Genomic DNA, 22,845 nt, shown 5'->3' with positions numbered 1-22,845 from the left:
TGACCGCTACCCGCGACTATGCCACACTGCTCTGGGATTTGCTTTATGCCCCGCCGCCGCTCCATTCTCCCGCGCTATTTCGAGCGGCTTCTGCGCGCCTTATTCCTGCTTGCATCCGTACTCGCTGCGAACGCTCAACGTGGCGGCCTTAACGATCCCAGACCTTTGCAGGAGGTGTACACCACTTATCAGACAGCACCCGGCACTGGCGTCCTCATCTTTACGGTTTACGCCGAGCGTACCAGCCGGCATCTCGATCGACAGGCACTGTTGAAGCTGGTGAACATTTCCAACCCTCAGTCTGCAACCTGGCAGACGACCGAAGATAACTCGCAAGGCGTTTTCACCAACATCCCTTACGGAAGCTACGACGTGGAAGTCAGTGCCGTCGGCTTTCTCAGCACGCACCAACAACTGCAAGTAATGAGTTCGCTGCGCCCGTCGCAGATCGACGTCGTTCTGCATCCCGATCCCGAGGCAATCAAGCTCGACGTGGCTGGCGCAGCGCTGTCGCCGCAGACGCGCAAGCAAATCCGACGCGCCGTTTCCGCCCTCAAGTCCGAAAACCTAAAGTCGGCTGAGAAAGAGCTGGACCAAGCCTATAAGTCCTCTCCGTCGAATCCCGATCTCAACTTCTTGCTCGGCTATTTGTATTTTCAAAAGAAAGATTTTGCTCGGGCAGAAACTTTTCTGGTCGCCGCCGTGAACCTGAACCCGCGCAACGTGCAAGCCCTGACTCTTCTTGGCAGAGCCGGCCTGGAACGCCAGGACTACCCCGCCGCCCGCTCCGCTCTTGAGCAGGCGATCACGGCAGATGCCGAAAACTGGCTGCCGCACGACTTGCTCGCCGACGCCTACCTTCACCAGCAAAACTACGACAAGGCGCGCGACGAAGCGAAAATTGCCATTTCCAAAGGCCAGAGCGCCGCCAGCCCGGCACAACTCATTCTCGGTCAGGCCTTAGTGAGCCTGGGCCGCGATCAAGAAGCAATTCAAGCGCTCCATACTTTTCTCGAGCAATCGCCTGCAACCCCGATTGGCTTTCACGTGCGCTCTCTGATCGCCGAGATTGAGCAGCACCACTCCGGCCTCCTTGGCGTCGATCCCATGGCAGCACTCTCCGATCCGGGCCCTTCGGTCAATTGGAAGCCTCCCAGCATCGACGAAATCAAGCCCGCGGTAGCAGCCGGCGTAGCCTGTCCATACGATCAGGTCATCGAAGAATCCGGCAAGCGCGTGCAGGAACTGGTAGCGGACGTAGCTCGTTTCGCTGCCGTCGAAGATTTATTCCACCAGTCGCTCGACCCCTTCGGCATCCCCATTCGGACCGAAACCCGAAAATATAATTACGTGGCTGCCATCACTGAACCTCAGCCCGGATCTCTTTCGGTCGACGAATTTCGCGCCGACAAGCTCGCTCTGGCGGGATATCCGGACCAGATTTCCAGCACCGGCTTTGCGACATTCGCGCTGGTTTTTCATCCCTACATGCGCGGCGACTTCGAAATGTCCTGCGAAGGCCTCGGAGATTGGCACGGCCAAGCCAGCTGGCTGGTTCACTTTCGCCAGCGCGCCGACCGTCCCAACCACATGCACAGCTATAACGTGGGAAGCGTGACTCATCCGGTCGCTCTCAAAGGAAGGGCCTGGATCACGGCCGACAAATTCCAGATCGTCCGCATGGAAGCCGATCTGGTCAACCCGATGCCGGAAATCGAACTGCTCACCGAGCACCAGGTCGTCGAGTACGGCCCCGTCCCCTTTCCGAAAAAGAACACCTCGCTGTGGCTGCCCAAGAGCGCCGAGATTTATTTCGACTTCCGCAAACACCGCTACTACCGGCGCCATAGCTTCGATCACTACATGCTCTACTCCGTCGACACTGAGGAAAAGCGCAAAGAGCCAGTGGCCAGGCCTGCACCGGAAGCGAAACCCTCTTAGAAGCGAAACCCTCTTAGAAGAGTCAACGGCCGCCAACCTAAAACACGTCGCACTCGAACGCGATGGAGATCGTTTACACTCCGTTATTGAGCGGGGCCGCTTCGTGTTCATACATGGGAGCAGCGGAGATTGCAACGAAGAGCCCGGCCAGATCGAGATCACTCGGCGCCGTTCCACGGTCGATGTCTTCCGCGATGCGAGCAGCGAATTTGAATATTCCTGTCCAGGCGACGAAGTTGCGAGGATCGCTCGCAAAGGAGGGCGATACGAACGTTGCCCCAAGATCCAATCCTCGTCTGTGCAAGTAGAGCGCTTGCGCGATGTAGGCGAGCGCCTCGGACTGCTGCATCGTTAGCGGTGTTTTATCGATGTCCATCGCCGCGTGAACGGCTTCATGCACCATCAGCGCCCGCCTGCCAACATGCGGCATCTCCGCGAACGGGATTAATAGCTGATTGGTTCCCGTGTTGTATTGCGCATTCGCTCCCATGCAGGGCCGATGAATCACCGTGATTTTCCCACTTTCGATTGCACTTGCCACTCCCAGAAGATCGCCGCGCCCAAGTTCTAGCGCGCCAGCCTTAAACGTCAACGTGGCGGCGAAGTGATCGTGCAGAATATCAAGCGCGGTCCTCTTTGCGGCGGCCTGCTGCGGTCCCGGCGGCAACCATTCGTCCTTGGGAATATAGATTTGCATCGGCTGCCCGTTGGGAAGGGCCCCGAAGCAATAGTTCTTCCCGTCGAGACTGACGTCGTGACATCCAATCCATTCACGCAAATACCAGTTCACTTCCTCGGGATTATAGGTTGCGAAATTGTAATAGATGATGTCCCACACGTCGCAGCGCTTAGACTGGGTCTGCAAACTCCACCAATTATCCCAGCCTAGAACGGGCTGGACCTTTAACAGATCTTCTGTGGGAGGCCACGGAGAGCGCAAAGTGCGCGGCTTCTTTACATTGGGCGCCATACCACACTCCTACTTCGTTAGTTGTTGAAGATATTTCGGGCGCGCGCTTTGCGGCTCCGCTTCAACTTGAAATAGGGGGGAAGTTGACCGATTGTACATCTGCATTCGACCGCCTGCGAGCACTAAATGTTTGAAATAACTTTACAATTCGTCCTTTGCCTCGCATGGCGCCACCGGCTGTATAATCCCCGGTTGATTCCCGCTCAGGAGCGCTTGCCCATGAAGAGTTTTCCGCGACTCGTTTGTTATTTGATTGTCTGCTCGTGCTTCGTCCCCGCCGCGTGGTCACAAGAAAAAGACAAACAGGAAAAGGTCGATCTCGAAACCGTTGCCCGCATCCGCAACGAAGGCTTCCGCAATTCCAAAGTCATGGAATACGCCTACGGACTTATGGATACGATCGGTGAGCGCCTCACCGGGTCGCCCAACATGAAGCGCGCCAACGAATGGACGCGCGATCAACTCACCGCCATGGGCCTGAGCAACGCTCACCTCGAACCCTGGGGGCCGTTCGGCCGCGGATGGGCCAATCAATACACCAATGCCCGCATGACGTCGCCCGACATCGCGCCTCTCATCGTCTACTCCAAAGCCTGGACACCCGGTACCAACGGCGTTGTGACCGGAAAGTGCGTGCGCGTCAACATTGAAGACAAGAAAGATTTCGACAAATATCGTGGCAAGCTCGCGGGCATGATCGTGATCCTGGGCTCCGACACCGACGTGATCAAGCCCATCACCGAAGCGCCTTTCAAGCGCCTGAGTGACGAGGACCTCGCCAAGGAAGCGGAATACGAAATCCCCGGTGAGCGCCCGGCAGGCCGCGCCGCCGAATTCGCCCGGCGCCGCCAGCTCAACAAAGATATGAACCAGTTCTTCGCCGAAGAAAAAGTTCTAGCCGTCATCGACCACAGCCGCGGCACCGCCGGCGGTGGCACTATCTTCGTGCAATCCGGCGGCTCTTACAAGACCGGCGAAACCACGACCGTGCCTCAGCTCACCATGGCATCGGAGCACTGGACGCGCATCGTCCGCCTGCTTCAGCACAAACAGGATGTCACGCTCGAACTGAACGTCGCCAACACTTTCTACGACGATGACCCCATGCAGTACGACACCATCGCGGAAATTCCCGGCACCGACAAGAAAGATGAAGTCGTCATGCTGGGCGCGCACCTCGATTCGTGGCACGCCGGCACCGGGGCCACCGACAACGGCGCGGGAACCATCGTGATGATGGAAGCCATGCGCATCATCAAGGCTCTCGACCTTAAGCCGCGCCGCACCATCCGCATCGGCCTGTGGAGCGGAGAAGAAGAAGGACTGCTCGGCTCGCAAGGCTACGTCGAACATCACTTCGGCTCGCGCCCGCCGCTGGACGATCCCAACATGAAAGACATGCCGACGCTCATGCGTCGCGAAGCCGGCCCCTTTACTCCGAAGCCGGAGCAGGCTAAAGTTTCCGCCTACTTCAACGTGGATAACGGCAGCGGCAAAATTCGCGGCATCTACCTTCAGGAAAACGCCGCCGTCGAACCCATCTTCGAAGCCTGGATGAAGCCCTTCAAAGACCTGGGCATGACCACCATCACGATGCGCAATACCGGCGGCACCGATCATCAATCCTTCGACGCCGCCGGCATCCCCGGATTTCAGTTCATTCAGGATCCTCTCGATTACGAAACCCGCACCCACCACTCCAACATGGACGTCTACGACCGGCTGCAACCCGAAGACTTAAAACAAATCTCGGTCATCGTCGCCAGCTTCGTCTACGACGCCGCCATGCGCGAACAGATGCTCCCTCGCAAACCGATTGAACCGGCGCTGCCCAAAGAGCCGTCGAAAAAAGATGAGTAATCAACGAAGGAAGGATGAAGAAGCAGGCCCGTTGCGACGATTGTGCACTTAAGTTAATTGGTTTGCCACAGACGCTCCCTCGCTCTGGACCGATCTACTGCCGACTTCTTGGGTTGCCGGAGCAGTCGCGATAGGAGTTGTGACCGGAGCAGCGGAAGGCACAATCGAGGCATGCGCAACGGGAAGAACGGCCGTCACCCGCGTTCCCTGGCCTTTGGAGTAAATTTGCAGAGTCCCGCCTAACCTGCGTAAGCGCTCACGCATTCCGCGAACGCCGACTCCGGTGTGGGCGGACGACTGGAGCGCGAGCTGTTTTTCGAATGCAATCCCTTTGCCCGCGTCTTCGATTTCGATCCTTACGCAAGCCTTGTCTTGGGTAATGCGAATTCCGGCCGTGGGGCTTCCAGCGTGACGATGAATATTAGTGAGGCACTCCTGCACCACCCGAAAGATGGAAAGTTCCATCTCCTTCGACAGATCCTCAAAGGCTTGAGGGATGTCCAGTTTCGTGTCGATTTTACTGCGCTCCGAGAATCCTTCGACATACCACCTGAGGGCGGATGCCAGACCTGTTTCATCCAGCAGCGGAGGATGCAGCAAGTGAGAAATGATTCGGATCTGCTTGCTGGCCTCCTGAACCATGGCAGCGTTTTCGGCAACGCGTCTGGCTACATTCGGGCTTAGCTTATGAGATTCCGCTTCTACCGAAGCGCTGTTCATGCTGATCGCAGCGAGCAGTTGTCCGACACTGTCGTGCAACTCCCGCGCGATCCGCCTGCGCTCTTCGTCCTGCAACATGGTCATGCGCGCGTTAAGCGCTTCGAGTTGCTGCGTTTTGCGATGCAGCTCCGCAAACACCTTTACCTTTGCCCGAAGCAGCTCCGGGACAACCGGAACGGAAACGTAATCTACGGCTCCGTGTTGATATCCTTTGAGGCGGTCCAGATCGGTGACAAGAATGCCGGAGATGAAAACAATCGGCGTGTTTTGAAAGCGCGGGTGATCATGAATCATCTGCGCCGTTTCGAAACCATCCATCCCAGGCATGCTCACGTCCATCAGGACAAGGGCAATATCGGTTTTCAGCAGGTGCTCCAAGGCCTCCATCCCGGAATGAGCCTTGATTAGGTTCTCGCCCAGTTCACCAAGCATAGCTTCATAGGTGAGCAGCTTGCCCGGTTGGTCATCAACCATCAGAATATTGATCTTTTCATCCACGGCCAGAGATACCTGCGACAACCACTGCGATTGGGGGAAAAGGCAGTGGCACACTGGGCATCTATTATTTACGACTTTGACCGCAAGGGAATACAGGGAATCCAGTAGCGGACCAAAGTCCGCAACCTGAGCCAGGATGGTTGAGCCCAGGATCGTTAAGTCACGTTCGCTGAATCATGATCGTTCGAGGCGCTCCGATGATCAGGCAGCAAATTTTACGCTCCATTCCTCATCGGAAAATCCAATGCAGCACGGCTAAGTGCCTCTTAATATGGCGATTCCTTGCCGGGAAGTCATTTGGCGGCACAATTGCTTCCCTACGGAAGTCCTTCTAAGTGTTGTTCCATCAAGGGGCCGGAGGTTCCCACAACGGGCACCAATTCGTGCCAATTGTGAAAACAAGCCAAGTGCCCAGTTTGGAGGTGACACGCGTGAGAGGCGAACCCAAAGAACGCTGGAAAGAGTTGTGCGAACGAGCTATTGCGGAGCAAGACCCTGACAGATTCTTAGCCACAATTCAAGAGTTGCTTCGCGTGTTGGACGAGAATCACGAACGACTGCACAGGGCACCGGACCTGCCCATGCCACCCCGTCACAACGATCCTAACTTAAGTCGGTCAGTGGCCTGATCACGCGGGCCGTGCGCTTGCTCTGCACTGTCTTCGTACGGGCGTTCATTGTACGGTCGTTCATTCGTCCGCGGGATGTGATCTCCCGTGCGCCGCTCGACGAAGAAGGGATAGGAGGCAAAGCGTTCGCGCAGACGTTCGACGTGCTCGTGCAATGCGTCCCGAAGTTCGACGAGGATCGGTCGGACTTCCTCATCCTCTGTCGTGGCCAGAAGCTCGGCACAGAGTTTGCGAATCTTATCTTCCATACGAAGCATTTGCGCGCCTGAAAGTAGACGATCAGCCAGCGCCCTATCAGGCTAACGGGGCTTCCCCGGCCTTAACAATACAGCTTGCACTGTATGCCGCTTCGTTACCTTTACACCTACCTTTACACCTCCGCCTAGAACCGATACGTGAATCCCACCGACGGAACCATCGTTTGCGTGACACTATTTGTCACTAATATGCCAAATCCGAAATCGGGCGGGTCGTAGACCAGCCCGCGGTATTCAGCCCGCATCGAGATTCGCTTAGAAAGCGCATAATTCACTCCCACTCCATAAGTGAACACGCCTTTCGCCTGCCCCTGCGCTCCGGAAAATGTATCGAACTGGTTCCCCGTCGGCTCGAATATTAACGCCCCGCCTCCCGCCAGAATATAAGGATTGAATCGGGAGTGGCCGCGGTTGGGAAGATTCAGCACCAGGCTTCCAGTCAACTGATTGATCCCCGACTGAATTCTGAATCCTCCCGACGATAACCCGTATTTCTGCGAGTTGACCTCATACCCATAGGCTCCCTCCAGCGAAACCCAGCGATTCATGTGGTATCGATAGGTCGCCAGAAAACCTCCCGTCTCGGTTGCGCTGTAGGCCGTGCCATTCCCCTGCACGCCATTGGTGAAAAAGCCCGTCCCTTGCACACTGATCTCCGACCGGTTCTCCTGCGCCCCGACCGAGAGTGTGGCCAGACAAAGCAAACCTCCCAGGAATAGAATTGCTCGCCGCATTGCCCATCGCCGCAAATCGACTTCCCGCACAAAGGCTCGTCGCATAAACGGATCTCTCCTTCTAATTATTTTTTCCTGGTACAGCGGACCGATCCCACTCGAGTGCTTCGCCCGTTCGTACCGATAGCGGGCGACACGGCTCTAACTTTTTTTGTTTCTGTGATGCTCGCGCTCGCCGAAGCCGTTGCATTTCGACAAATAGAGTTTTGTCAATCGGGCGTAAAGATTTTCAAGATTGTGTAACCGGATTTCTCGACGTAGCGCAGCGGCGGAAAGCGTGAGAAACTTTCCTGTATAGCAACCCGCGCCGAATCATCGGCGCTTGAAAGCGGATCGGTAATCCATGTTTTCGCCTCAACCAATCGGCGTCATAAAATCTCCCTACCAAAACACCAAACAAATTCCCAAAGGCTTCAACGCTCAACACGAGGCCGAAGGTATGCTCGAAATTCTGCCGCAATTCGAACCCGGCCTCGCTGACATCGAAGGCTTCTCTCACCTCTTCGTTCTGTGGGTGTTCGATCGCTCGGAAGGATTCGACCTGGTCGGCACGCCGCCCATTGACGATCGCCCGCATGGCGTCTTCGCCACCCGCTCCCCGCGCCGTCCCAACCCTCTCGGACTGACTGTCGTCGAGCTGCTCCGTCGCGAGGCCAATTCGCTGCACGTTCGCGGCGTCGACATGCTCGACGGCACGCCAATTCTCGACCTCAAGCCTTACCTGTCGAGCATTCCCATGGAAAAACTGCGCCGGGGCTGGCTGACGGAAGCCGAAGCGCGACGATTGAAATAATCCCCGTTGAAATAACGCCGTTCCCGCCCGCCAGAACTGTGCAATTTCCTTCATCTTGCGGGCTCACCGAAAAGTAAGGTAGCGTTCCAAGGCAAGGTGCGCCCCTCCCTCTGCGCATTGCTATCGCGTGGTTCCGAACCTGGAGGCTTTTTATGCGCTCAAAAAACACTGCGGATTTTTTTGGCTCTCATCACCGTTTGACCGGCCTTTCTATGATTATTTTCAGAAGCGCCATGCTCGCGGCCATATTGTCGGCCGCCACTCTCGGCTCAGCCCAGACGGTCACCACGCTTTATAGTTTCGCCGGCAATCGCATCAGCGGAGCCAATCCCTTTTACGTGACCCTGGTACAGGGCACCAACGGCAACCTCTACGGCACTACCTACAACGGTGGAGCGAACAACGTCGGCACCATCTTTTCCGTGAATACTGCCGGACAGCAAAAAGTCGTCTACAGCTTTAAGGGCGGCACCAGCGACGGCGCCAATCCCACCGGCGGCCTTACCCTTGGTACCGACGGCAATTTCTATGGCACCACGCAGCAGGGCGGCACCGAAAGCATGGGCACCGTTTTCAAGATGACCCCTGCCGGCGCTGTGACCATCTTGCACAACTTCAACACCTTCATCGATGGAGCTTTTCCGTGGAACCCGCCCACTCTCGCGTCCGACGGGAATTTCTACGGCACCACCAGCGGCGGCGGCGAAAACGGCCGCGGCATCGTTTACAAGATCACCAGTTCCGGCACCCTCACCACCATCTACAAATTTGACGTAACCGACACGCACGGCTTCGGCCCCATCGCCCCACCCACCCAGGGCAGCGACGGAAATCTCTACATCCCGGTCGCCGAGGGCGGCACGTTTTATTGTGGAACGATTCTGAAGATGTCCACCGCCGGAGTCATCGGCGCAACTTACGATTTCCCCTGCGGCGCGGGCGGATCGTTCCCCATCGGTCCTCTGGTTCAGGCTTCGAATGGAAATTTCTATAGCACCACTCAAGACGGCGGCACCAACGGCGAAGGCGTGATTTATCAGGTGACTCCGAGCCTCGGAGTCACCGTGCTCCACAGCTTCGGCGCAACTTTTGGCGACGGCACCTTCCCCAGCGCCGGCATGCTGCTCGGCACCGACGGCAACTACTACGGTTCTACCTCTGACGGCGGCTCCGAGGGTGACGGTACTCTGTTCAACACCAGCACCAGCGGGACCTACGCCAGCCTCTACAGCTTCAACAACACCGCCAATCTCACGCAGACCGACCCGTTGTCACCTCCGGTCCAATACACCGACGGCAATTTCTACGGCGTCACCGAATTCGGCGGGACCTCCAACGACGGCACGGTTTACAGCCTCGATATGGGATTGGCGCCGTTCGTGAATACAGCGCTATTCAGCGGCAAGGCGGGCGCCACCGTCACTCTTCTGGGCACTCATCTGAAGGGGGCGACCAAAGTCACCTTCAACGGCGCGGCCGCGAATTTCAAAGTGCTCTCCGACACTCATCTGTCCGCAATCATTCCCGCCGGCGCCAGCACAGGCCCGATCGAAGTCACGACTGCCGGCGCGGTCTTGCAGAGCAGAAAGAATTTTGTCGTGAAGCCGTAGCCTGATTGAAACCGGCACTCGAAGAAACTCTCAGTCTATGGAGTTGATTTCCTTTGAAGACGTCTACCCGTCTTCGACCCAGGGATCTCCACATTTCGACCAGAGGAGAATTCGAATGCGCCGACTATACATCGCTCACCTAATCGTCATTTTGGCCTTCGCCGCGTCCGCCTTCGCTCAGAAGTCAACTGGCGGATCATATCAAGTGGCCACGCTCACCGGCAGCGATTCTACTGCCGACAGCCAGTTCGGTAACCCCAGCGCCATCAGCGGCGACACGGTTGTAGTGGGTGACATCGGGGCGGGCGCCGTATACGTTTTCGTGAAATCGGCGGATGGCTGGCAGAATTCGACCCAGGTCGCCAAGCTCACCCCTTCCATCTCCAACACCGGTGATTTCGGCGGCTCCGTCGCCATCAGCGGAAACACTATCGTTGTTGGCGCGTCCTTCGCCAACAGCGACCAGGGCGTCGTCTTTGTCTACGTCGAGCCCGCTGGCGGATGGGCCGACATGACCGAAACCGCGCAACTCGCAGGCACCTCGTCGTTCGGTCTCGGCCTCTCGGTCGCCATTAGCGGCAACACCATCGTCGCCGGCAGCGCATATGCGGGATACGTCTACGAGAAGCCTTCTAGCGGATGGGTCGACATGACCGAGGTTGCCCAATTGAGCAACCCGGCCGCTTACGGGAGCGGCAGTCCAGTGGCCGTCAGCGGAAACACCATCATCGTCGTAGCCGGTGGCTGCTGCAATGAAGGACAGAATTATCCCGGCGAAGCCGACGTCTTCGTCAAACCCTCCACCGGATGGGTCACTAAGAACATTCCCAACGCCGCACTCATGGGATCGGACGAAACCGCTGACGATTTCTACGGAAGCGCCCTTTCCATGAGCGGCGACACCGTCGTCGTCGGCGCCTACTACCACCACAACCAAGTCGGAGCAGCCTATGTGTTCGTCAAACCGACGCAGGGCTGGAAGAGCATGACCCAAACCGCCGAGCTCACCCGGCCCCTCGGCCAGCCCAATGATGAATTCGGCAGCGCCGTTTCCATTGCCGGCAACACTATTGCCGTCGCAGCCTATAACCATTTCACGACGCCGGGCGGCGCAATCTACACCTACGTAAAGCCCGCAAGCGGATGGCATACCACGTCACAAGCCACTTCCGAGCTGCTTCCTCCGGCGGGCCAAGGCGACTCTCTGGGCTACACCGTGGGTGTCAGCGGTGGTGCGGTGATGGCAGGAAATCCGTTCGCCACCATAAACAGCCAACAAAACCAAGGCGCCGTCTTGATCTTCAGCCACTAGCCACCAGGCGGCCGCAAATTTTTCAGCGCGGGCGTAGAGGATTCTACAGGAGCGGCACTTCGTCGATCGCTTCGGTCTAATCGCGCGCTTAGTGCGCCAGGAACCACTTCGACGCCGTGTCGTCCGTCTTCAAGAAGTTCAACAACTCCGTCGAGACTTTAATCCGTCCCGACGGATCCGAGGGATGCGTTCCGTCGATGTAAAGATCCTGGCAGCTCCACGTCAGTTGATCGCTGCGCGGAATCATTCCGTTGGCCCAGTAATACGGGCCCCACGCCAGCCACGGCGCGTAGACCGTACCCAGCGCGGGATTAAAATTCATCGCCGGGTCTCCGCTGATCTGATCCTGGATCGCATTCTTCACCGCAAAGCCGGATTCATACGCATACGGCTCTGGATTGAGCGTGGCCGCACCATCCGAATATCCCGTGTAGTTCATGCTCGAGTAATACGCCAGCTTGATATTGGGAAACTTGCTCTGAAGGTTCTGTGCAATCTCTTGTAACTGCGATTGCAGGTTGACCATATCGTGAGGAAATGTTCCTGCCGGGCCGCCGTCTACATCCAGAATCCACGCCCCCACCACTTGCAGCGGCGTCACTCCAGCGTTGGGCAGGTAATCATAGGTGATGGCATTCCAGAAATTATTGGTCGGCGAAGCCAGCAGCGAGGCCGTAGCACCTCCGGTCGCGCCGTTGACTACAACCAGGTTCGGATTCTTCGACGGATCGGTGTTCACCAGGTCCACGAACTCAAACCACGGCTGTTGCGCCACCGACAATCCCACCGAAATGAATACGTACTTCCCCGTGGGACTGTAATTGCCGTTCCCATCCAACGGCACAATCGCAGACGCCGCGCTCTGCCCATACGAGTCATGGCCCGGATCGTCCACATTGCTGCCGTTCGCGTAAAGTCCGCCCTCTTCCGCTCCCAGATAGTAATTCGTTCCCAGATCGTTGATCGGCACCAGCGGCCCCGAGCCATCACCGGCATTCACGCTGATGTTGTTACAGTTCTTGTATCCCGAATACGCGGCTACCGGCAACGTAAACACCTTGCTTGCCTTCTGCTGCACGCTGGAAGAATCCGTGACCCGCGCGGTAAACATATAATTGCCTGCACTTACCGTGGACGCGAGCGACCCGGTGATGAGTCCGGAAGTCGACAGCGACAATCCCGTCGGCAACGTCGACCCCGTCGCCAGTGTCCAGGTGTAAGGCGCCTTGCCCCCGACGGCAAAAAGATTGTCCTGATACGGATATTTCGGGGTCCCGGCGGGCAGCGTCGGAAACGTATTAATCCCCAGCACCGTCGCATTCGTCCCGCTGCCCCACAAGCTGACTCCGTTCGGAGCCGCAATATCGTAAGTCAGCGAAATCAGGCCGGTCTGGCTTCCAATGGCAGTAGGCACATACCCGATCGTCAGCTTCAGCGACTTGCCCGGCGCAATCGAAGTCGCCGCCGTCCACCCGGTCATTGCGAATGGATACGTCACCACCACGTTGGTCACCTGAAACGAGGTCGTCCCGGTGTTGGTGATAGTGAGCGTCTGCGGCTTGCTCGAAGATCCCAGCGCCTGGTTCAGAAAACTCATCGACGTCGTGCTCAGCGTCGGTATCGCAGTCGTGCTGGCGCCGACTCCGTTCGTGTTGACGGCCTGGCTCGCCTCTCCGGCGATGGCAAAGGTGAAGTGCCCCGCATATGCTCCAGTCGCAGTCGGAGTGAATTGGACTCCATAATCCTCGCGCTGTCCGGGCCCAAGCGTAATCGGCACTGTTCCCGTGATCACTTTGAGCTGCTTGATACTCGCGGTAATTGAGTTCAGGGTAATGCTCTTGCTTCCGCTCACGTTGTAAACGCTGATCGTTTGTACCGAGTTCCCTTCCACCGGGACATAACCAAAATCCAATCCGGTTGGAAAAATCACCGGATTCGCCTCCTGAGCCCGGAGTGGCAGCAATCCCATCATCATCCAACCCACGATTCCCAGTAGCAGCGCGCGTACACCCAATTTCGCTCTCATAGTGACCTTTTTTATACCGTCCAAGTTGAAAGGTATTCTATGAGAATTCCGCCCGCCCGAGAATGATGAAAGAAAATGCACACCGAACCGTTGCCAACCCAAGATGAGGATGAGGAGAAAAGAGGAGAAAAGAAAATATTAAAGAGAGAGGACGAGGGTTGCCCCATTCCAGCCGCGCTCTTTGCGGCTAGAGTGGGACACGCAAATGCAAGAAGCCAAGGTCTTTATTCGATTTCGCTTCTATTGCGAACAAGTCGGACTGAACGCGGTCAGCACATTATTCGCCGCCGACAGCGTGCAGTACAGATTCACACCGGTAGAATCGGTGTCGTTATAGAGTTGCGACGCCGACTGGTTCGAGTTTCCCAGCAGGTTAAAGCTGGAGTCGAACTCTAACGTGTCCTGATGCTGCCCGGCGTTCGTCAGCAGACTCAGGTAGGTGATCACGCCGCCCTGTTTTGTAGTGTTCTGCACATCGTAGGTTTGCCACGCCTTGGTCGTCTGGTTGATGTCGCCGTTGGATTGCGTGATCTGCGAAATATCCATAGTCAGCGGAAACTGCAGGTTGTGCGTGTAGGTCACCGTCGGCTGCCCCGTGGTCGCCACAGTCGTCGTGGTATTCACGCTGCTGCTCTGATTGATGTCCTGCACATACTCGGTGTTGGTGATGTCGAAGCTCTGATTATTCGAGAAGTTCACGCCCTGGTTAATAGTTGTTGTGACCTTCCCGTGCGAAGTATTCACGTATCCGCTGATCGTGAAGTTGCGGTTGGACTTCACGCCCACGGTTCCGGTAATCGTGTTGCCAACCTTCAGATTCTCGGTCACGACCGGCGATGGAGCCGCCGTCAGCGTGTTCCTGGTCAGCGCTCCGCTGACCGAAGTCGAGCCAGCATCCAGATAAACCAGCAGCGAGGCGGTCGCCGAAAAATAGTTGTCTGAGTTGTAGACGCTGAGCGAAATGGTGTGCGGCTGGCCGTTGCTCAGAATCGCAGCGAAGGGCGTGAGGTTCACCCGATACGGCGTAAAGTTCAGCGTCTGCACCCCCGGAATGGGGAACCACAACCAGGGATCGATGCCGCCTGTAAAAATCCACGGAAAGATCGGCGCTACGCCCGCCGGCGATCCGTCGACCGTAATTTCAGTTTCGCGGAAGCCCGTGTTCCCGCAGCTGAACAGTTCGCCGGAAACATCGTTGGGCACGCAGGTATACCAGAACTCGTCGTCGTTCTGGCTCTGCGCATAAACGTCGAGATACGCGTTCTCAATGTTCGTCGGCAGCGTGAATGTGCCCGACAACGTGCTCGTGGTTGAAGTCAGCCCGACCGTCCCTCCAGTCGATCCGGCCGAGAGGGCGAATACTTCGTTAGCGGTCACCGGCGCCGTCTGCCCCTTTGCCAGGGGATAAAACTCCAACGTGGAACTGGCAAAAATGATCCCCGTATAGGTGCTGTTCACAAGGTTGCCGATGTCCGCCGTGCCCTGCTGCGAGGTCTGGAAAATCGGACTGTAGTCGGTGAGGTCACTTTCCACGTGCCACGATGGCCCGAGTGTTGACGACGGTTCGGCCGTGGTCCCGAAGTAAATGTTCGTCGGCCCCAGCCAGAAATTCGCCGTGCGGTCGTACTGTACTCCCGCCGTCACATTGATATCGGCGGTGAAAACCACCTTCGCCCACGGCCCCGGACAATCCGCCGGCGGCGCATAGTTGAACGACACGGGGTTGAAGTTATCGAACTCCGCATCGCTCATGAGTTGCACGATGCAGGGCGTGGTTGACGGACGTGTGATGTTGGGATCGGCCGTTACCGTATTCGATAATCCAATCACGTACGGCCCAGAGGCGAAAGCCGAGGGCGCAAACGCCAGGAAAGCCACGACCAAGCACCTGATTGCAGAAACCGGCATCGCAGAACAAAGCAGGAAATTAGCAGATTTGTTTTGGCACACGGGAGAACCTCCTCAGAAATTGCTGAAAGCCGCGCCCCGCAAGGCTCTTGCGGCAGTTTCGCACGGGAAAGAAGTGTTGCAGTTCGGTGCCGCAAGTGTCAAGCCGAACAAAATCTTAACCACAGAGGACACTGAGAGCACAGAGGGTAACCCTGTGTTCCAGCGCGATCTCTGTGGTTAAATAGTTCCTCCCAGCGGCGAAGACCATCCCATGAACATCCTTGATCTCGTAGTCGGAAAGCCGATCAGAACCAGCGACGAACGCGCCGAGCAGATCGGCCCGGTGCAAGGCATCCCGATCTTCGGACTCGACGGCCTCAGTTCCGCCGCCTACGGCCCGGAGGCCGCACTCAGCCTGCTGATTCCGCTCGGACTGCTTGGCGTTCGCTATATCGTTCCTGTCAGCGCCGCCATCATCACGCTGCTCATCATCGTTTATTTTTCTTATCGCCAGACCATCGAAGCCTATCCTTCCGGCGGAGGCTCTTATACCGTTGCGCGCTTCAACCTCGGCGCGCCCGCAGGCCTGCTCGCCGCCGCCGCGCTTCTCGCGGACTACATTCTCACCGCCGCCGTCGGCATCTCCGCCGGAGTTGGCGCATTAGTCTCTGCGGTTCCCTCGTTGCTGCCGCACATGGTTGGCCTCTGCATCGGTATTCTCATCGTCATCACAATTCTTAATCTGCGAGGCTTGCGGGAAGCCGGAACGGCCTTCGCCGTCCCCACCTATCTTTTCGTCGGCACTCTGCTCATCACCATCGTCGCCGGAGTCATCAAAGTTCTCGTCAGCGGAGGCCATCCCACGCCAGTGGTCAATCTCCCGGCCCCGCCGCGCATGACTGAAGCCGTCACCTACTGGCTGCTGTTGAAAGTATTCGCCAGCGGATGCACCGCCCTCACCGGCGTAGAAGCCGTCAGCAACGGCGTTAAGGCCTTCCGCGAACCGACGGTCAAAAATGCCCAGCGCACACTCACCGTAATCATTTTTCTTTTGGCTGTATTGCTGGCGGGAATTTCTTATCTCGTCAAAACTTATGGCATCTCTGCTACCGATCCCGGCGCGCCCGGCTACCAGAGCGTGCTTTCCATGCTGACCGCTGCGGTGTTCGGGAAAGGAATTTTCTATTATCTGACCATGGGCGCGATCCTTGTCGTGCTCTCGCTCTCGGCCAACACTGCCTTCGCCGATTTCCCACGCCTGTGCCGCGCCATCGCCCAGAACAATTATCTGCCGCACGTCTTCGGCTATCGCGGACGCCGCCTCGTCTATACCTACGGCATCGTCGTTCTCGCGGTCCTGTGCGGTGGCGTGCTGATTCTTTTCGGCGGCGTCACCGACCGGCTTATTCCCCTCTACGCAGTTGGCGCTTTTCTCGCCTTCACCCTCTCGCAAGCCGGCATGGTCATCCACTGGCACAAGAAACGCGGCCCGCATTGGGTAAAGAGTGCATTCGTCAACGGACTCGGCGCGACCGTCACCGGCATCACGACAGTCGTCGTGCTGGTCGCAAAATTCGCCGAAGGCGCGTGGATCACTCTATTATTTATTCCCCTGACGATCGTTCTCTTCGCTCTGGTCCGCCGCCATTATCATTACGTGAAGCAACTGACCACCTGCAAAGTTCCGGTCGACGCCGAAGGCCTTGCCCAGCAGCCCATCGCCGTCATCGCCATCGACCGCTGGAGCAACATCAGCCGCCAGGGCATTGAATTCGCCGCCCGCCTTTCGTCCGAAGTCATCGCCCTGCACGTCGAGCCCAACGAACATTCCGAATTGCTCGAGGATGACTGGGCAGAATACGTCGACCGTCCCTTCCGCCTGGCCGGCAAAAATCCGCCGCAATTACATCTGCTGCCGTCGCCCTACCGCTTCGTCATCATCCCCGTCGTTCAGTTCGTGCTCGACCTGTCGAAGAAAAATCCCGGCCGCAACATCGTCGTCGTCATCCCCGAACTGGTCGAAGACCGCTGGTATGAATACTTCCTCCACAACCAGCGCGGACGCCTGCTCGAATGGGTCCTGCTCGCCCGCGGCAACGAACGCATCTTCACCGTAAGCGCGCCCTGGTACATCCGCCACCAGGGCTAATGCCAGTGTGGGGCGGACACTCCTGTCCGCCGCCTTTGAAGTTGGGCTGGCTCCGCCGAGATTTCGTTTCGTGGCCGCCACGAAATGGGATGCCCCACCCGTGGCACTTTCACGGGTGGGTTGCCGCGCTGCTGGTGTCAAGAGATTTTCCGGATGGTGAGTTCGGCCCTGCGGGTTTCGTTTACCAGCACCGGACCTGCTTCGTCGTAGGCGTAGTGGCGAAAGCTGCTCCACGGCCACAGCTCTGGTTCGGGAACGAGCCCGCGCACCACAGGATTGCGATGCATGTAGCGCAGCTTTTCGATGCGCTTCTTATCGGTGAACACGACGAAGTCGTAAAAGCGGTGCTGCCAAACGTGTCCCTCCGCCAAGGGCGTGCGCCAGAGCGCCCCGTCTTGCGGATCGACCCTGCGGCGAAGATTCTGCAGGAGTCGGCGGGCGAAAGTTTGTTTCAGAGCTGCTAGCACTAGGGAGAGATTACCGCGCTGTGGTTCGCCGAATAGAAGATGGACATGCTCCGGCATAACCACGTAACCCACCACGACAAATTGATGCCGCTGGCGGACCTGCTCCATGACTTCAAGGAAAAGATCGCGGGCCTGGGCGGTGCCGAGCAGGGGACGCCGCTGGTAGCAACTCGTGGTGATGAAGTGGAGGTATCCCGCACCATAGTAGCGGTGAAGATTTGCAGGCATTTCTGACGGTGTAGCACAAACACGAAATTTTGGATGTGACGAGTGAACATGGTTTCGGCGAAATCGCCGAAGGCTGGCTCGCTCACCCATCAGCACGAACGAGGCTGCCCCACCCGTCGTTCTGTGACGGGTGGGTACTACAGACCTTAAATTCGAATCCTTTCAGACCTCCCTTCGTTGACGCGTGACAAGCAAGGCATTCACCAAATCCCGCCCAAATATCATCGGCACGAATACCCACCCGTCAGAAAACGACGGGTGGGGCATCCAGCTCCTTGACTGTTGAAGACCAACTGGGCAATGGGGGCGAACGCGGGGGCGCGAACGCGGGGGCGAACGCGGGGCGAACGCGGGGACAGACGGGACGTTCACCAATGTTTTACTCCCCGGTCATCGAGTGTCCCCCAACCTCATGCTATCCTTCCGACGTGTCCACCCCCGCCGCGAATCCCGCAACGCCCCGGCACGCCGCCTTCGTCCGCGTCACGCATTGGATCACGACCGTCTGCTTCTTCGCTCTGCTCATTACCGGAGGCGAGATCGTCATCTCGCACCCGCGTTTCTATTGGGGAGAAACCGGCAACGATCTCACGACTCCGCTGTTCAAGATTCCGATTCCCGCGTCCAGGAATTTGGTTCCCACCGGCTACGGCTACACGCTGCCCGACGCGAATGGATGGAGCCGCTATCTGCACTTTCAGGCGGCGTGGGCCGTGGTGCTGGTCGGCCTGCTGTATGCCGTCTGGGGATTGTGGACCGGCCACTTTCGCAGCAATCTGTTTCCTGCGCCGGGCGAGAGAACGTGGAATTCTTTCTCGCGCGTGATCGCGAATCATCTACGTTTCAAGCGCCCGGACGAATCCGAAGCATCTTCTTATAACGTTGTGCAGCGCGCAACATATCTCACCGTGATCTTCGTTCTGTTTCCGCTCGTGATCTGGACCGGACTCGCGCTGTCGCCCGGGTTTAACTCCGCGTTTCCCGCAGGCGTCAATCTGCTCGGAGGCCGCCAGTCCGCGCGCACGCTTCATTTTTTCATCACGATATTGCTTGTGCTGTTCGTCATCGTCCACGTCGCCATGATATTTTTGGCCGGATTCACCAGTCGCATGCGGGCGATGATCACTGGAAACATAAATAGAGGAACGATGGTTCCCCCGAAGTATTGGCGATTGCAGAAATGACGGCTAAAAGTAGCGCCGGCATCTTGCCGGCTGTCCCGCGGGCGTCCTCGCCCTCGGTGGCAGAAGTAGAGGAACTCTCATGAACAAACTATCCCGGCGCAAATTCCTCACCGCCGGTCTCGCCACCGCGGCCGGCATTTCTGGCGTGGCCGCGGCTGCCGCCGTGGCGCGCCGCTATGGACTCATCCCGCCCGATGGCGGCGGCATCTACGGTCCCGGCGAAACGCTCACCTACGCCGCGCAGCGGCTCATCACGAAGCACTCGCTGGCGCGCGAGTTCCCGCGCAGCATGATTTCGAAGACTCCTTTCGCCAACGAACTCGCGCCCTTCAACGATGCCTTCAAACGCCACCAGGCCACGGGATTCGCCCATTGGCGCCTCGACGTCGATGGCATGGTCGCGCATCCCACATCGTTTTCGCTGTCCGACATCAAAAGTCTTCCACGCAGCAGCCAGATCACCGAAGTTGTGTGCGAAGAAGGCTGGTCCTACATCGCCGAGTGGATCGGCACGCCGCTCATCAATGTTCTGAACGCCGCCGGCGCGCTGCCCCAGGCGCGCTACGTAGTTTATTTCTCTGTCGATCCCGGCGACTGGTGGGAGAGCATCGACATGGCCGACGCCCTGCATCCGCAGACTCTTCTCACCTACGCGATGAACGACGGAGATCTTCCCATCGGCTTCGGCGGCCCGCTGCGCCTGCGCGTACCTCGCCAACTCGGCTACAAGAGCGTGAAGTTCATCACGCATCTGACCGTCACCGACTCCCAGAAGCGCTTCGGCAAAGGGCTCGGAGGCGCGAACGCAGAAGCCGGATACGCCTGGTACGCCGGCATCTGAAGTGGCTCGATTAGAAACGGTCGATTAGCGAGAAGCAAAAAGAAATGGCTCCTCAGGTAGGATTCGAACCTACAACCCTTCGGTTAACAGCCGAATGCTCTGCCATTGAGCTACTGAGGAGTGTGGAGACCGGGCGTGTGCCGCGATCTCGGACCGACGCCTTATCATAGCATTCCGGCTGCAAGTCTGAAAGTTGAAGTTCCAAAAGGGCTCGCCGGTAACGTCGGCGCGGCGCGTAACTTCCGTTCTGGTACTCTAGCTTTCTAGTCGTTTCATTGCCCACGATTGGACGGGTTCCACAGGAGCTCTCATGGCAGGAGGGTTGCGTTTGTTCCTCGCTCTTTCTTCTTTCTTCTTAGTCGCTGCTGCGGTATTGGCCGGGGATGATTCCCAGTCGCCGTCCTCTTCGGCATCATCTTCTTCGTCGTCCCCGCACCTTCCTCAAACTCCGGTGAAGCCTGTGATCGATATGTTTCACGGCACCAAGGTGCTCGACAATTATCGCTGGCTGGAGAACGGCAACAGTCCTGAGACACAGAAGTGGGTGGAAGAAGAAAACGCCTACACGCGGGCCATACTTGATCGCCTGCCCCGGCGAGACGCTATTCACCGGCGGCTGACGGAATTGTTGCAGATCGGCAGCGTCACGCCGCCCGTGATTGCGGGACGACATTATTTTTATACCAAGCGCGAGGGGATGCAGAACCAGCCGATTCTTTATGTACGCGATGGACTCAACGGCGCGGATCGCGTTCTGGTCGACGCCAACGAACTCGCCGCCGATGGGACGATTGCGCTTGACTGGTATCAGCCCAGCGACAACGGAAAATATGTTGCCTACGGCACTTCGCCGAGCGGGTCGGAGATGAGCACGCTGCGCATCATCGAAACCAAGACCGGCACGCTGCTGCCCGATACGATTGAACGCACGCGCGCAGCGTCGATCGCGTGGAAGCATGACAATTCCGGCTTTTATTACACGCGTTATCCGAAACCGGGCGATGTTCCCGCCGGCCAGGAGATGTACAACCGCCACGTTTTTTATCACGAACTCGGCGACGATCCTGTTAATGACGATCAGCCGATTTTTGGCGAAGGCCGCGATGCCGAAGACTGGCCCAGCGTGCAACTCTCGAACGATGGCAAATGGCTGCTGATCAATGTTTCCGAGGGGTGGACGAAGTCTGAACTTTATCTGATGGACTTGAAGAAAGGCACGCCGCCCACGCGCATTACGACCGGTAAGAATTTTCTTTACGGCGCCGACGTTTACGACGGGAAGCTCTACATCACTACTAATGAAGACGCGCCGCGTTACCGTGTCTTCGTGGCCGATGCGGGTGATTATGAGCGCGAACACTGGAAGGAAATCATTCCGCAGTCCGATGCTGTGCTGCAAGGGGCCGGAGTTTACGGTGGAAAACTCTTTGCCCAGTACGAGCAGAACGCAACTTCGCAGTTGAAGCTTTTCGATCTCGACGGAAAAAAGATCAGCGATATCGCGCTTCCGGCTATCGGCACGGTCTTCGGCACGACTGGCCGATGGGATCGGGACGAGGCTTTCTTCGGATTCACGTCGTTCACTGTGCCGCCCAGCATCTATCGCGTGGAGCTCGCGCCGATACATATCGAGACGAAGCCAGCCGAGCCTTCTGCCTCCGCTGTCGGCATGACTTTGCTCTGGACTAAAGTCGACGCGCCGTCAATTCGTCCCGATGGCTACAGCGTGAAGCAGGAGTGGTTCAACTCGAAGGACGGGACGCGCGTGCCGATGTTCGTTGTGCACAAAAACGGTCTACCGAAGAACGGGAAGAATCCTACGCTCCTCACAGCCTACGGAGGCTTCAACGTAAGTCTCACGCCCAGCTTCAGCCGCACCGCCTATCTCTGGATGGAGCACGGCGGCATCTACGCCGTGGCCAACCTGCGCGGCGGCGCCGAGTTCGGCGAGGACTGGCATCGCGCGGGCATGCTCGAGAAAAAACAGAACGTGTTCGATGACATGATCGCCGCCGCCGAGCACCTGATCGCCGAAAAATATACCGACAAGAATCATCTGGCGATTCAAGGCGGATCGAATGGCGGCTTGCTGATGGGCGCGATGATCACGCAGCGGCCTGACCTGTTTCGCGCCGTGGTCTGCCAGGTGCCGCTGCTCGACATGCTGCACTATCAAGATTTCCAGATCGCGAAATTGTGGATCCCGGAATATGGGACGTCGGAAAATGCCGAGCAGTTCAAGTGGCTCTACGCCTACTCGCCGTACCACCACGTGAAGGCGGGCACGGAGTATCCCGCAGTGTTATTTATGACGGCGGATACCGATACGCGCGTCGATCCGATGCACGCGAAGAAGATGGCGGCGGAGATGCAGGCTGAGGCAAAGAATGGGACGAGTAAGACGCGGCCGATTTTGTTACGGATTGAGAGTAAGGCGGGGCATGGGGCGGGGAAGCCGGTGACGAAGCAGATTGAGGAGTATACGGATGTTTATTCGTTTTTGTTTTGGCAGTTGGGGGTGAGGGAGGCGTCGTTGGTCGGTGGTCGTTAGTCGTTGGCCGTTTCCGCCGACGGAGCAGTCGAAGCACAGGAAAATAGGCTCGTCGAGGTCCGTGGTTCCCCCCTTTCGACAGGCTCGGATAAGGCTCTTCCGCAAGCGGAGCAAGAGGATGGGATCCCCTCGCAACGTACAATATTTATTTTGACTTCCAAGTCAAGATGTAATAGTTTCCTTTC

16 protein-coding genes and 1 tRNA gene are annotated in these 22,845 nt (G+C 57.6%); 9 read left to right on the top strand and 8 right to left on the bottom strand.

From position 1 onward, the window contains the following. Positions 1–45: 45 nt before the first annotated feature. A complete protein-coding gene (locus VGM18_18240) occupies positions 46–1,941 on the top strand; it encodes a tetratricopeptide repeat protein (protein ID HEY3974952.1) in 1,896 nt (631 codons plus the stop codon). Between the two features lie 73 nt (positions 1,942–2,014). On the opposite strand, the gene VGM18_18235 is transcribed toward VGM18_18240, so the two are convergent. After that, positions 2,015–2,911 (bottom strand): hypothetical protein, encoded by an 897-nt coding sequence (locus VGM18_18235; GenBank protein HEY3974951.1) that lies wholly within the window; start codon positions 2,909–2,911, stop codon positions 2,015–2,017. Between the two features lie 219 nt (positions 2,912–3,130). Here VGM18_18235 and VGM18_18230 point away from each other — a divergent pair, with 219 nt between their 5' ends. Beyond that, positions 3,131–4,771 (top strand): M20/M25/M40 family metallo-hydrolase, encoded by a 1,641-nt coding sequence (locus VGM18_18230; protein ID HEY3974950.1) that lies wholly within the window; start codon positions 3,131–3,133, stop codon positions 4,769–4,771. 48 nt (positions 4,772–4,819) lie between these two features. Here the strand turns inward: VGM18_18230 and VGM18_18225 are convergent, their stop codons facing one another. The 3 genes from VGM18_18225 to VGM18_18215 all read right to left on the bottom strand — a co-directional run bounded on the left by VGM18_18225 (position 4,820) and on the right by VGM18_18215 (position 7,654). Further along, positions 4,820–5,989, bottom strand: coding sequence for a response regulator (locus tag VGM18_18225; protein HEY3974949.1), 1,170 nt, complete (start codon positions 5,987–5,989; stop codon positions 4,820–4,822). 592 nt (positions 5,990–6,581) lie between these two features. Beyond that, positions 6,582–6,875, bottom strand: a complete 294-nt coding sequence (locus tag VGM18_18220; protein HEY3974948.1) for a hypothetical protein — start codon at positions 6,873–6,875, stop codon at positions 6,582–6,584. 125 nt (positions 6,876–7,000) lie between these two features. Beyond that, positions 7,001–7,654 carry a porin family protein gene (locus VGM18_18215; protein HEY3974947.1) on the bottom strand — a complete coding sequence of 218 codons (654 nt, stop codon included), beginning with the start codon at positions 7,652–7,654 and terminating at the stop codon, positions 7,001–7,003. A gap of 298 nt (positions 7,655–7,952) precedes the next feature. Between VGM18_18215 and tsaA the strand changes: the two genes are divergently transcribed. The 3 genes from tsaA (at position 7,953) to VGM18_18200 (ending at position 11,324) form a co-directional block, all read left to right on the top strand. Continuing rightward, positions 7,953–8,402: a tRNA (N6-threonylcarbamoyladenosine(37)-N6)-methyltransferase TrmO gene (tsaA, locus tag VGM18_18210; protein HEY3974946.1), complete on the top strand. Its 450-nt coding sequence runs from the start codon at positions 7,953–7,955 to the stop codon at positions 8,400–8,402. 212 nt (positions 8,403–8,614) lie between these two features. Then, positions 8,615–10,012 carry a choice-of-anchor tandem repeat GloVer-containing protein gene (locus tag VGM18_18205; protein ID HEY3974945.1) on the top strand — a complete coding sequence of 466 codons (1,398 nt, stop codon included), beginning with the start codon at positions 8,615–8,617 and terminating at the stop codon, positions 10,010–10,012. A 115-nt stretch (positions 10,013–10,127) separates the two neighbouring features. Next, complete coding sequence (locus VGM18_18200) at positions 10,128–11,324, top strand: hypothetical protein (GenBank protein HEY3974944.1); 1,197 nt, start codon at positions 10,128–10,130, stop codon at positions 11,322–11,324. 88 nt (positions 11,325–11,412) lie between these two features. Here the strand turns inward: VGM18_18200 and VGM18_18195 are convergent, their stop codons facing one another. Beyond that, a complete protein-coding gene (locus VGM18_18195; GenBank protein ID HEY3974943.1) occupies positions 11,413–13,350 on the bottom strand; it encodes a choice-of-anchor D domain-containing protein in 1,938 nt (645 codons plus the stop codon). 240 nt (positions 13,351–13,590) lie between these two features. Next, complete coding sequence (locus VGM18_18190; protein HEY3974942.1) at positions 13,591–15,228, bottom strand: peptide-N4-asparagine amidase; 1,638 nt, start codon at positions 15,226–15,228, stop codon at positions 13,591–13,593. Between the two features lie 283 nt (positions 15,229–15,511). Between VGM18_18190 and VGM18_18185 the strand changes: the two genes are divergently transcribed. Continuing rightward, positions 15,512–17,389 carry an APC family permease gene (locus VGM18_18185; GenBank protein ID HEY3974941.1) on the top strand — a complete coding sequence of 626 codons (1,878 nt, stop codon included), beginning with the start codon at positions 15,512–15,514 and terminating at the stop codon, positions 17,387–17,389. Positions 17,390–17,526: 137 nt separating this feature from the next. Here VGM18_18185 and VGM18_18180 read toward each other — a convergent pair whose 3' ends face one another. Next, positions 17,527–18,084: a transposase gene (locus VGM18_18180; protein ID HEY3974940.1), complete on the bottom strand. Its 558-nt coding sequence runs from the start codon at positions 18,082–18,084 to the stop codon at positions 17,527–17,529. A gap of 428 nt (positions 18,085–18,512) precedes the next feature. Here VGM18_18180 and VGM18_18175 point away from each other — a divergent pair, with 428 nt between their 5' ends. Beyond that, positions 18,513–19,268: a cytochrome b/b6 domain-containing protein gene (locus VGM18_18175; protein HEY3974939.1), complete on the top strand. Its 756-nt coding sequence runs from the start codon at positions 18,513–18,515 to the stop codon at positions 19,266–19,268. A 79-nt stretch (positions 19,269–19,347) separates the two neighbouring features. Beyond that, positions 19,348–20,109, top strand: coding sequence for a molybdopterin-dependent oxidoreductase (locus VGM18_18170; protein ID HEY3974938.1), 762 nt, complete (start codon positions 19,348–19,350; stop codon positions 20,107–20,109). Between the two features lie 45 nt (positions 20,110–20,154). Here the strand turns inward: VGM18_18170 and VGM18_18165 are convergent. Further along, positions 20,155–20,229, bottom strand: a tRNA-Asn gene (locus tag VGM18_18165). A 190-nt stretch (positions 20,230–20,419) separates the two neighbouring features. Here VGM18_18165 and VGM18_18160 point away from each other — a divergent pair. After that, positions 20,420–22,660, top strand: a complete 2,241-nt coding sequence (locus VGM18_18160) for a prolyl oligopeptidase family serine peptidase (protein ID HEY3974937.1) — start codon at positions 20,420–20,422, stop codon at positions 22,658–22,660. Positions 22,661–22,845 lie beyond the last annotated feature (185 nt).

Origin of the sequence: Candidatus Sulfotelmatobacter sp. (assembly GCA_036500765.1) — a bacterium.
GTDB lineage: Bacteria > Acidobacteriota > Terriglobia > Terriglobales > Acidobacteriaceae > Sulfotelmatobacter.
This window is presented reverse-complemented; position numbering and strand designations above follow the sequence as displayed.